Genomic DNA, 12,797 nt, shown 5'->3' on the forward strand with positions numbered 1-12,797 from the left:
GAGAGTTTTACAGCCAAGTAAGGCGTGGCAAGCCAACGTTAAGCTGTTGAGTCGTTTTAAGTGTAATTCGGGGCAGAATTGGTAAAGAGAGTCGTGTAAAATATCGAGTTCGCACATTTTGTTGTCTGATTATTGATTTTTGGCGAAACCATTTGATCATATGACAAGATGTGTATCTACCTTAACTTAATGATTTTGATAAAAATCATTAGGGGATTCATCAGTACGTCAGCCCAATTTTAATTTCAGAATATGCAACTATTTTATTTGAAGGGCAACCTTATTATGTTCTATCTACCAATAATAATATTTTAATATTATCAAAATCTCTTGAAAGAGATAATAAGCAATTTTTTGTCTTTCCTTGCCAACTAAGCCCTAACCGACTTTGTTCATTAAATATGATTGATACTGAAAAAGCAGGTGTCACCCTTTGTAATAAATAGCCAATGAAAATTGGCTATTTACATTATTAGATCTACACCCACATCAATCAGTACAAAAATAGCAGCATCTCCGCCCCATTCTTTAGTAGCATAATGCAATGCGATGACTTTCGGATGCTGTACCAACCAGCGAGGTATTTGATTTTTTAAAGTATAATTACCATACCCTGTCATAATACAAGCGCAAGGTAAATGTTCTCTTTCACAAGCTAATATTAATGAAGCCAGCTCTTGTTTCGCTTGTTCTTTGGTTAATCCGTGTAAATCTAGAAAAAGATCCGGAATAAAATCACCCCGACGTAAGCGTTTTAAAACATAACTATCTTCACCCTCTCGCAAATAGCGCATTGTTTGCGTATCCAGGAGCGGCTCATACTCATCAGAAAAATAAAATAGCGCATCCTCTTTTTCGCGAATATCTTTAATTTGTTGCTGCTGTTGTTGCATCTGTTTACGACGTGGCGCAAAAGTCACCGTATTCTGTTTTAATGGTTTGATGCCTTTCACAAACTCGCGAAACAACGTTTTGTCTTCACTATCCATAACGACCTCCTTTAGACGGGGCGGCTATTCTAACACACATACACTTTAGCGTGAAAATGTGGTATAAATGCACCATCTTTTTTCAAGCAATACAATGGCTTTTTATGACTGAACAACCTCTTTTTAATCAAGATATTATTGAAGAAATTCAACTTTATTCACCTTTATCCAGTTTGCATACCATTCAGGATTTTTTGCGTTGGACGTATAGTTATTTTAATGCTTCCGATATTTTTTACGGTCACGGTTTTGATAATGCGTGGGATGAAGCATTACAACTTGTGCTTTCTACGCTTCACTTGCCGTTGGATGTGCCGGCGGAACTGTATCAATCACGTTTAACGGATATTGAAAAACAGAAATTATTGTCGCTTGTTATTGAGCGCATCGAAACCAGAAAACCGGTGGCTTATCTCACTCACAGTGCTTGGTTTTGCGGTTTGCAATTTTATGTGGATGAGCGTGTGATTATTCCTCGTTCACCAATCGGTGAATTAATTCAAGACGGTTTTACCGGTGTATTGCGCAGTGAACCGAAACGTATATTAGATATGTGCACCGGCAGCGGTTGTATCGCTATCGCTTGTGCCGATAAATTCCCGAATGCCGAAATTGATGCGGTTGATATTTCATTGGATGCGTTGAATGTTACTGAAATGAACATCGCTAATCATCATCTTGAGCATCAAGTGTTCCCATTACAATCCGATTTATTCAATAATTTGCCGAAAGAGGGCTATGATCTGATTGTCAGCAATCCGCCTTATGTTGATGCTGAAGATCTTGCCGATATGCCGGAAGAGTTTTCACACGAACCGATACTAGCTCTTGAAGCCGGCAATGATGGTTTAATTTTAGCGAAAAGAATTATTGCTGCCGCACCGGAATATTTAAATGATAACGGTGTGTTGGTTTGTGAGGTGGGCAACAGTATGGTGCATTTAATTGAGCAATTTCCAACCGTACCGTTTGAGTGGATTAAATTCAAACACGGTGGTGACGGCGTATTTATGCTGACGAAACAACAGCTACTCAACATCCAAGATCAATTCAAACAGTATCTCTGATCTCTTAATTTCAGTGGGGCATTTGCCCCACTTTTTCGATTAACGATAATCCACTTTTTCTGTGGTTGCTAAGTGAATGTAACTTTGTGCCGGTTGGGTTTCCGCAATGATATTGCCGGCGCGAATAGAATAACGCACCGGAACTTGACGGCGAACGGCATCGAAGCCATTTTCTGCCGGTAAAATCACTAAATTTGCGCTGTTACCTTCACTGATGCCGTAATCCTGAATTGCTAATGTTTTGGCACTATTTTCCGTAATCAGTTTAATACCGTCATTGATTTGATCGTAACCCATTAACTGACAAACGTGTAATCCCATATGCAATACTTGCAGTGTGCTGGCAGTTCCTAATGGATACCAAGGATCAAAGACATCATCGTGCCCAAAACAGACATTAATATTGTTTTCTAACATCTCTTTGACACGTGTAATGCCTCGCCGTTTTGGATAGGTATCAAAGCGGCCTTGAAGATGAATATTCACCAATGGATTTGCAACAAAATTAATGCCTGATAATTTCAATAATCGGAATAGACGTGAAGTATATGCGCCATTGTAGGAGTGCATCGCGGTGGTATGGCTTGCGGTTACTTGATCACCCATTTCATATTTTAATGCCAATGCCGCCACAGTTTCGACAAAACGGGACTGCTCATCATCAATTTCATCGCAATGAATATCTATCTGTTTCCCATAACGTCTGGCGATTTCAAATGCAATATGCATAGATTCCACACCATATTCACGTGTAAATTCAAAATGAGGGATACCGCCAACAACATCAGCCCCCATTTCCATTGCCTGTTCTAACAGCTTTACCCCATTCGGATAAGATAAAATGCCTTCCTGAGGAAAGGCAACAATTTGCAAATCAACCCACGGAGCAACTTCTTGTTTGACTTCCAACATTGCTTTTAATGCGGTTAAAGTCGGATCGGAAACATCTACGTGGGTACGCACAAATTGTACGCCATTAGCAATTTGCCATTTTAGCGTTTTCCAAGCACGCTGTTTAACATCATCGTGGCTTAATAGCGATTTACGCTCTGCCCAACGCTCAATGCCTTCAAAAAGCGTTCCGGATCGATTCCAATTCGGCTGCCCTGCAGTTTGTGTTGCATCCAAATGAATATGTGGTTCAATAAACGGCGGATAAACAATGCCTTGTTCCGCATCTAACATTTTTTTATCGGTTTTAATTTCAACATCATTGGGTAAAATTTTCGCAATTTTGCCGTTCTCGATTAATAGTTGCCACAACCCTTCTCTTTGCGCTAAATGCGTATTTTTAATTAACATTTCGGTTCTCCTTTATGCAAATTTCTTTCGTAATAACGGATTTAAAATTAAGTAGGCGATCGCACCACTAATCACAGCATTGACCGGAATAATACCCGGCAAAAATTTACCGCAAGCGACGCCAATACCAACGGAAACAACAGCTGCCCAGTTGATATTGACAAAATGTGCCTGATCAAAATTTTGGTAAGCGTGGCGACGTGTCAAATAATCAGCAATAATGATACCGCCAATCGGAGGAATAGCTGCGGAAAGGAAGGTTAACCAACCAACAAAATTGTTATATAACCACAATGCACATAATGTACCGACAATACCGTTTATCACTGACAAAATGCGACTGCTGACGCCGGTAATATTAGCAAAGCCTAACCCTGAAGCATAAAGTGCATTATCATTGGTTGTCCAAATATTCAAGCCAAGCACGATAATGGCAGGTAATAATAAGCCTTGTGCTACCATAACGTCAGAAATATCCGCCATTCCTTTTACTGCAGCACCGGCAGCACCGAAAATAAACATTAATGAATTACCTAAGAAAAATGCGATCATCGTAACGAAAACAGTATATTTGGCGTGCTTACCGAAACGTACAAAATCAGCAGTTAATGTCCCGGCACTGATGAATGAACCGACAACAAGTGTGATGGCAACAGAAAGCGATAATGGTTCTTTTGGCATTAATGCTCTTAAAGTATCCAACCCGCCAACATCATTAATTGCCAAGTAAACGGAGTAACCACCTAACAGTGCGATTGACGGCACGGCGATCACAGAAAGTGCGGTTAAGGCAGAAATTCCGAAAAATACGGTAACAGTCATTAATGCTCCGGAAGCCAAAATCAAAATATTAACATCGATACCGGTAAATTTATTAACCGGTATTGCGAACATTGCCACACCGACACCAAACCACCCTACTTGTGTGCCACCTAACAAAGCTGAAGGTAGCCAAGAACCTTTTATCCCAAAAGAGTAACGAGCAAGAATGTGCGTTGTTAATCCGGTTTTTGCCCCAATGTATCCTAAAAAGGAGGTATAAACTCCAAGCATTAAATTACCAATCAATACAGCAAGAAAAAAATCGTCATAAGTCAACGATGTTCCCAATGTACCGCCTGTCCACATACTGGCGGAGAAAAAAGTAAGCCCCAACATTACAAATGTTAGGGCTATTATGCCTTTTCGCTCTGAAACGGGTACAGGTTTTAAGCTAAAATTATCAGCCGACATAGTTACTCCTAAATAAAAAAGAAAACCAAAACAAGCAAACGAAAACGTTTGCGTTGGTTATTATAAGAGTTACTCGATCAGAATCAATGCAATTTATTTATTCAAAAAACAATGGCGGAATTTTAATTCCGCCATACCGCTAAAACTTATCTTTTGCTTCACGTAATGCAATAAATTCTTCGACATTTTTACAACGTAAAAAAGGATTTAATGCTTTTTCTAAAGCTAATGTTGTCGGTAGTGTCGGCTTTTGTTCTCTGCGTAATTTCTCTATCTGTTGTGCATAATCTTGAAGAGCATCGCTATTTTCTACCGTTTGCGCGAAGCGTAAATTACTCAACGTGTATTCGTGGGCGGCACAAATTATCGTATCATCCGGCAGCTGTTTAATTTTCTGTAAGGAAGCAAACATTTGCTGATAATCCCTTGTAAAAACCCTGCCACAACCCAAAGAAAATAAGGTATCACCACAAAAGAGATGATTATCCACCAGATAACTTAAATGACCTGCTGTATGTCCTCCGGTTTCCAAAATACGAATGGAATAATAAGGCGTATGTTGCATACCGGCACTGACGATATGCGTGGCTAAATGACCGACTTCCGCCGGCGCATAAATCGGGACAAACGGATAATATTTGCGCAACTCTGCCACACCGCCGATATGATCACTATGATTATGGGTAATCAAAATGGCTTCGATTTTAAGTTGATGTTGCTGCAAAAAATCCTCAACCACCTCCGCTTCCGACGGATCAACAATTAATGCGTGCTGATTATCTCTGCTGTAACACCAAATATAGTTATCACTCAATGCCGGAATTGCCTTTAATAACATCCTCTGACTCCTTTTCCTTAAAAATCTGTTTGATTTGTTGTGCCAAGCCGCTGTAACGCTGGGTTTGTGTTCGCACTGCCGCTTTCCAAATCGCTTCCCGACTAAATACCGTAAACGTCTGTTTTGCTCGGGTAATGGCGGTATAGATAAGCTCTTTGCTCAACAGTGGATTATACTCCGCCGGCAATACCAGCACGGTGCGGGTAAATTCAGAACCTTGCGATTTATGCACAGTCATCACATAAGCCGGTTCAACACTCGGCACACGGCTTGATAACACTTCACGAAAACCTTGTTCCGCCTCAAACCAAACTTTTAAATCACCGTTTTTATCAGGTAATACTAAACCTATATCACCATTAAACAAGCGGCTGTTGTTATCATTTTGCAAAATAATCACCGGCTTGCCGAGATACCATTCGTGTACGTGTTGAAAACGGATATATTTCTTACGCCGTAACTGTTCTGCAATACGTTGATTTAACTGCTCTACACCGAATTGTCCGTTACGCAATGCGCTTAACAAACGCGCTTGTTTAAATAACATAAACGCTTTTGCAATCGCCGCCGGCTGCCAATTTTTTTCACTTTGTACAAATTTAAAATAATCGGAATAAAGTTCAACCGCAAAATCCACTACCTGTTGATTGTTTGCTTCACCTGGTCGAAATAACGGCAACACACGAATATCGTCATATTCAGCAAAAAGTTGCCAGCTCTCTTCAGCTTGACGTTGATTAACCGCTTTTGCCAACTGCCCAATTCCGGTATTTTGATTAAAACGATAACTGTGTTGCAGATGACAAAGGCTATCACGAATAAAGTTCAGTTCATTACTAAAAGCAACCTGCTGTTCACAAACTGTTGCTAAAAAAGTCGCTTGTTGCCGGCTGTAATCAAACGATAAAAATTGCCCCAATTCCGCCATAATTGCGCCACTTTCCACCGAAGCCAACTGATCTTTATCACCTAAAAAGATCAATTTCGTACTCGGTTTTATGCCACGCAACAGTGTTGCCATCAACGCTAAATTAATCATTGAGGCTTCATCAATCACCAACACATCAATATTGAGCGGCTGTTGCTGATGATAACGTGGTGGGCTGTTGGGACGCATCCCCAATAAACGGTGAATGGTCGCGGCTTCCTGTGGCAACGTTGATGATAAATCAAGCGGTAAATGAATGTTTTGAATGGCTTGATGCAATGACTCCGTCAATCGTGTCGCTGCTTTTCCGGTCGGTGCAGCTAATCGAATATTGAGCAAAGACTGGTTACGTATTTTCTGCAACCATTGCAAGCCAAGCAATAATTTAGCAACCGTTGTCGTTTTCCCTGTACCCGGCCCACCGGAAATAAAGCTGATTGTCGATGAAAATGCTGTCGCTACCGCAATTTTCTGCCAATCCGGTAAGTGCTGAGAATGTGGGAATAATGCCTGTAAAATTCGTTTCAAATCCGTCAGTTCATTCTGCTGATAATGAATTGGGCGACTTTCGCTTAGGCGCGCCGCAATATAATGTTCATCTTGCCAAATTCGATGAAAATAGAGTGCATCAATTTCACCAATTTTTTTGCATACAATCGGTGTATTTTGCTGATCATTCACCGAAAAAGCCGGATGTTGTACTAAATTTGCTAACAATGCTTTCACATCATAAGGCGCAAGCACATTCTCAATTTGTTGCAATAATGCCTGCTGTTCCGGCTGATATTTCAACTCGAACGGATTTTCTAATACGTTTTTTGTCAAAAACAGGCAGCTATGCCCTTGCTGATTGGCAAAACTCAATAATGCGGCAAACAATGCTGCCAGATCGTTAATCGCTTCTGTTTGCGACTGCCCTTGCCGTGCGATGTAATCGGCAAAATAGTAATCAATATTTTCAATCAATTTTTGATCACGTAATTGTTGTAATAATGCCAACATCATTCACCCCACAATTGATCCAATTTTTCAATCAATTCAACAGACGGCTTCGTAAAATAAACCCCTGTTTGCGCATTATTCTGCACCGCCATTCCACGTAAAAACAGATAAAACACGCCACCGAAATGTGTTTCATAGCGATAATTCGGATCACGCCATTTCAGATAACGATGTAATGCCAAACTGTAAATCAAATATTGCAAATCGTAACGTTGCGATGAGATCGCTTTTGCCAATTTATCCGGCTGATAATATTCGATACCATCTCCTAAAAAATTACTTTTATAATCAATTAGATAATATTTTCCATTCTGTCTAACAACCAGATCAACAAACCCTCGAATAACACCTTGAATCTCTTCAATCTGCACCGGATGTTGTTGATCATACAAAGGATGGTATTGTCTTAATATTTGGTTGAACTGTTGTTGATTAAATAAATTACCCAATTTGAGATAGAACTGCATTTCCATTAATTTATCTGTCGAAGCAACATTTGCCAAACAGCCCATTTCCGGCAATGGCTGTTGCAAAATATTGCTAAACCAAAGGTGTAATGGCTCAAGCCACTGTTCATCCAAACCAAGATACTGGCATAAGATTTGCAATGATTGCGTTTTTAGCGGCTGAATAAAATCCAATTTTTCTAAAAAGGTGTGCAGCACTGAACCAACACCTGCTCCTTTCGGGAGATCAAACGGGGTAAAATGTTGAGGATAAATGGAAAGCGGCTTTGCTGAAGGCACTGTTTCTTCATCATCTACTTCAATTGCATTATCGGTATAATCTTGCGCATTATCGCTTAAATGTTCACCATACAATGCTTGCAATTTCGCCTGCAAAGCAGAAAAACTGGTTACTCGCCAATTTTTTTCAATGTTTTGATGAAATTGCCGTGCCGATAACTCTCTTGGTGCTGACGACTGCATTGGGCTGTTGATCTCATCCGTTTCTGTTATCTCTTGCATTTCATAATTATCTGCCAATGCTTGTGTCAATAATGTGGCATAACTCACCTCTTTTTGCTCAACGTTCTGTTGTCCGCCCAACAACAGATAATCCAACGCAGTTAACTTTTTGCTATCCCATTTGCTAAATTTATTATTGATTGCATTAAAGGTTGCTGGTACGCCCACAATTAATTGATATTTCGCCCGTGTCAACGCCACATAAAGCAAACGCATCTCTTCCGCTTTAACTTCTCTTTCCGCTTTTTCCGGTTGCTGATTGTGTAGATCCCAAATTAATTGTTTCTGCTCATCGTGATAAAAACCAAACGCCTCTTTGCGGTTTGAAGCCGGATTTAAAATAAATGGCAAACAAACGAGTGGATATTCCAAGCCTTTCGATTTATGAATAGTAATGATGCTAACAACATTTTGCTCCCGTTCCAAACGCAAGCGATTTTCTTCGCTATCACTATTTCCGCTCAATTGTAATTCAAACCAATTAAGCAATGCCTCTTCATTCTGTTGTTGGTTCATCGCTTGTTGTAATAATTCGCTTAAGTGCAATAAGTCAACCAAATAACGCTCACTGAAATCAAATTGTTGCAATCGTAGCGGAATTTGTTCCGATTGGAAAAGTTGATACAGCATTGGTAACACACCTTGTGCTTGCCACACCGTTTGATAATGCAGTAAACGTTCAATCAACGCTGCCCACTCTGTTTCATTTTGTTTCAACTGATAAATTTGATCTGCTGTCAGCCCCCATAAGGTACAGCCTACAGCTGCCAACACCGCCCCTTCGTTAAACGGCGTTAAACAAGCACGTAAAATACGATAAAGATCTTTTGCCGCCATACTGGTAAACACATTGGAACGCTCCGATAAATAAACCGAAGCAATACCTTTTTGTGTCAAAGCGCGTCTGATAATGTCGCTCTCTTTACCATTACGCACCAAAATCGCAATATCCTTTGCAGTAATTGCCTGTTTCTCTTGTCCATCAGCACCAAAATAGGCGTTTCCTTGTTGTGAAATCGTCAATAACTGTTGCAAATGGGAAGCAAAAGCCTGTGCCATTATCTCCATTGTGAGACCGTTGTTTTCATCCTGTGTTAATTGCAATAGTTGCCACGCTTTTTGCACCTGCCCCTGAACATAAAAAGCACTCGTTTGTTGTGCTGCTTCAACAGGAATAAATTCAATTTCATCCAAATAAAACGGATTTTTTGCATTTAAAAACAAATTGTTAATGCTTTCAATCAATTTAGCACTTGAGCGATAATTACGTTGTAACGTATAAATATTCTCAATAGCTTGGTGTTGATCATTGCTATCTTTTATCGATAAATAGGTGAAAATATCCGCACCTCGAAAGCGATAAATCGCCTGTTTAGGATCGCCGATTACGGTAAATCCGGTGGTGGTTTCATTTGTTACAGCTTGTAGATAAATTTTTGAAAAAATGGCTAACTGCACCGGGTCGGTATCCTGAAACTCATCAATCATCGCAAACGGATATTGTTGACGAATCAAGGCGATTAATTGGTGGGCGGATAGTTTTTGCAGCACATCACGCAACATCCGCAGCAAATCATCAAATTGCTTTTCATTATGGCTATCTTGATAGTCAAAAATGCGTTGCCGTAATTCTGCCACATAAAGATAGTGCATTTTTTGGCAAAAATCATTTTGCGAAAACTGTTGCAAAAAATTTTTAAACTCAATCACAAAAGCTGGCAGTTCAACTTCTTTATTTTTCTTAAAATAGATCGGCAACAATTTTTCCGCTAAGGAAATTCTCTGCTCAATCGTTGTTGTTGCCGAAAGTACTGCATCGAAATAATCAGTAAATTTTTTGGATTTTGAACGTTGCTGATTCAAGTTTTCTTCATACTGTTTGAACCAATCGATAAACTCTGCTAAATATTGTTGTTCAAGCCGTTGAAACTGTTGTAGTTGGTGCTGATAATAATCCAATCCGGCACTGATATCGGTAAACGGCAACGTTTGATTGATTTTAGGCAGTTCCCCCGTTAACAGACGTTCATTCTGTTGAAACAATTTATCCGGAGTAACAAAAACCTGACGCACAATTTGAGCCTGTTCTGCCGAAATGGAATAAAATTTGTCTCGCCACAGCTGATAATTAACTTGCCGTAATTGCTCTCGATTCTGTTCTAACAACTCAAATTTAAAACCTAAACCTGAATCAAAAGCATATTGACGCAAAATACGTTGGCAAAAACCGTGAATCGTAAAAATTGCTGCTTTATCAATATATTCACAAGCAAAAGATAAACGTTGGATTGCAAGTGGTAATTGTGCTTCGATATAAGGTAACAATGCTAGTAGCTCATTATCCTTAATTTCACTTTTATCACGATTTTGTTGATAACTCTCCAATAATTTTAACCACAATTGGGTTCTTTCACGAATGCGTTGACGCAATTCCCGTGTCGCATCCCGAGTGAACGTTACCACTAAAATCTGCTCAATATCCAGCGGCGTAGGGAAATTATTCTCTCCCGCCTGTAACAATAAACGCAAATAGAGCGTAACCATCGTATAAGTTTTGCCCGTACCGGCAGAAGCCTCAATAATATTATTCTGTGCTAAAGGTAATGTAATCACATTCAGTGGCGTATTCATTCTGTTCAAATTTACTTTAATAGAAATTAAAAGATTGGCTTGTTTAAATGAGAAGGTTGCCGAGCAACTGCTACGACAACCTTAATAATATTAGAAAGTTAATACTTTATCCGCCCATAAAGTCCATTCGGCAACATCTGCTAATGTGCCTAATGACACCCCTTCAATCAGCGGCTGTTTAGAGATCGCTCGTGCATTTGTGCAAGTGGTACATAATTTTACCTCTACCCCTAAACCGGTCAAAATGGCTAATACTTCCTGAACATTTGCACCCTCTTTCGGATTTTGTCCTTTTAAACCGGACAATACGGCATCAGAAAAACAGAAAATTTTCATTTCTACATCTTGGTTGTGTTCTTCTTTTAATGCCAATGCAAAACGCAACGCATTGAAAGTTTTTTCACCACCATAAGGTGACTCATTTAAAATATAAAGTAGCTTTTGCATAGTAATCCCTTAATTTACAAAAATAATTTTAAGTAAAAATAATACGGCAATTAACCAGACCGGAATAGAAACCTCTTTGGCTTTTCCGGTAAAGAATTTCATCACACAGTAACTGATAAAACCAAGTGCAATCCCTTCGGTAATTGAGTAGGTAAATGGCATCATCGCCGCAGTAATAAACGCTGGTGTTGCCTCGGTTAAATCATCCCAACGCACTTTGATTAAACTGGAAGACATCAAAATACCAACATAGATCAATGCTCCAGCAGTTGCATATGGCGGCACAATAGATGCCAATGGCGAAATAAACATCACTATTAAGAACAAAATACCGACAACTACTGCAGTTAAACCGGTACGTCCTCCGACTGACACGCCGGCACTGCTTTCAATATAAGCAGTAACAGAAGAAGTCCCCAGATAAGCGCCTGTTACAGAACTAATACTATCGACATAAAGTGCCTGTTTCATTTTCGGGAAAGTCCCTTGCGCATTGCTGATACCAGCTTTATCAGTTACACCTAACAACGTGCCTGAAGAATCAAACAGATTCACCAACATAAAAGAGAAGATAATTCCTAATAAATCTCCTTGTAATGCACCCATAACATCTACTTGCCCAACAACCGAAGTAATACTTGGTGGCATAGAGAAAATACCGTTAAATTCAGTTTTACCCAAAAGCAATGAAAGCACGGTAGTAACAATAATTGAAACCAACACAGAAGCGTGAATATTCTTAGACGAGAGAATAACAATAATGAAAAAACCCAAAATGCCAAGTAAAACAGTCGATGAATGAAGATCACCCAAAGACATTAACGTCGCTTCATTCGGCACGATAATGCCGGCGTTATGAAAGCCCATTAAAGCAATGAATAAGCCGATTCCGGCAGTAATTCCGACACGCAAGCTGAGTGGAATTGAAGCGATGAGCCAATAACGGATTTGAAACAAGGTTAAAGTCAATAACCCAACTGCACCCCAAAAGATCGTTCCCATTCCGACCTGCCAAGATAAACCGATTTTGCTCACGACAACATAAGCAAAAAAGGCATTCAACCCCATTGCTGGTGCCAAAGCAACCGGTAAATTGGCGAATAATCCCATAAAAATACTACCAAACGCTGCAATCAGACAAGTCGTGACAAACACAACTTGTGTATCCATTCCTGCCACGCCGAGAATAGAGGGATTAACGAATACAATATAAACCATTGTTAAAAAGGTGGTAATCCCAGCGATAATTTCAGTTTTGACATCTGTATTATGCTGTTCTAAATGGAAGAATTTTGCTAAAAAGCATTGATTTTGCATAAAAAAATACCTGTATGATAAACAAAAAAAGAAAGGAAAAGCGAGTAACAGGCTTTTCCTTTTAATTCTAACAAA

9 protein-coding genes are annotated in these 12,797 nt (G+C 39.6%); 1 reads left to right on the top strand and 8 read right to left on the bottom strand.

From position 1 onward, the window contains the following. Nucleotides 1-464: 464 nt before the first annotated feature. Complete coding sequence (gene smrB, locus P375_RS09815) at nucleotides 465-989, bottom strand: endonuclease SmrB (protein ID WP_039136560.1); 525 nt, start codon at nucleotides 987-989, stop codon at nucleotides 465-467. 104 nt (nucleotides 990-1,093) lie between these two features. Between smrB and prmB the strand changes: the two genes are divergently transcribed. Beyond that, a complete protein-coding gene (gene prmB, locus P375_RS09820) occupies nucleotides 1,094-2,056 on the top strand; it encodes a 50S ribosomal protein L3 N(5)-glutamine methyltransferase (protein WP_039136561.1) in 963 nt (320 codons plus the stop codon). A 39-nt stretch (nucleotides 2,057-2,095) separates the two neighbouring features. On the opposite strand, the gene P375_RS09825 is transcribed toward prmB, so the two are convergent. From P375_RS09825 to P375_RS09855, 7 genes are all read right to left on the bottom strand, one after another. Next, entirely contained in the window at nucleotides 2,096-3,358 is a 1,263-nt protein-coding gene (locus P375_RS09825; protein ID WP_039136563.1) for a cytosine deaminase, read from the bottom strand. A gap of 12 nt (nucleotides 3,359-3,370) precedes the next feature. After that, entirely contained in the window at nucleotides 3,371-4,591 is a 1,221-nt protein-coding gene (codB, locus tag P375_RS09830) for a cytosine permease (protein WP_018346042.1), read from the bottom strand. 139 nt (nucleotides 4,592-4,730) lie between these two features. After that, on the bottom strand, nucleotides 4,731-5,429 hold the full coding sequence (gloB, locus tag P375_RS09835; RefSeq protein WP_039136565.1) for a hydroxyacylglutathione hydrolase: 699 nt from the start codon (nucleotides 5,427-5,429) through the stop codon (nucleotides 4,731-4,733). Then, a complete protein-coding gene (gene recD / locus P375_RS09840) occupies nucleotides 5,398-7,359 on the bottom strand; it encodes an exodeoxyribonuclease V subunit alpha (RefSeq protein WP_039136567.1) in 1,962 nt (653 codons plus the stop codon). The genes gloB and recD overlap by 32 nt, the downstream gene beginning before the upstream one ends. Next, a complete protein-coding gene (gene recB, locus P375_RS09845; RefSeq protein ID WP_039136570.1) occupies nucleotides 7,359-10,958 on the bottom strand; it encodes an exodeoxyribonuclease V subunit beta in 3,600 nt (1,199 codons plus the stop codon). The genes recD and recB overlap by 1 nt, the downstream gene beginning before the upstream one ends. Nucleotides 10,959-11,048: 90 nt before the next feature. After that, entirely contained in the window at nucleotides 11,049-11,405 is a 357-nt protein-coding gene (locus P375_RS09850; RefSeq protein WP_039085819.1) for a DsrE/DsrF/TusD sulfur relay family protein, read from the bottom strand. Between the two features lie 9 nt (nucleotides 11,406-11,414). Then, entirely contained in the window at nucleotides 11,415-12,722 is a 1,308-nt protein-coding gene (locus tag P375_RS09855) for an NCS2 family permease (protein WP_039136572.1), read from the bottom strand. Nucleotides 12,723-12,797: the final 75 nt, after the last annotated feature.

The sequence above is a fragment of the Gallibacterium genomosp. 2 genome (assembly GCF_000771895.1).
Classification (GTDB): domain Bacteria; phylum Pseudomonadota; class Gammaproteobacteria; order Enterobacterales; family Pasteurellaceae; genus Gallibacterium.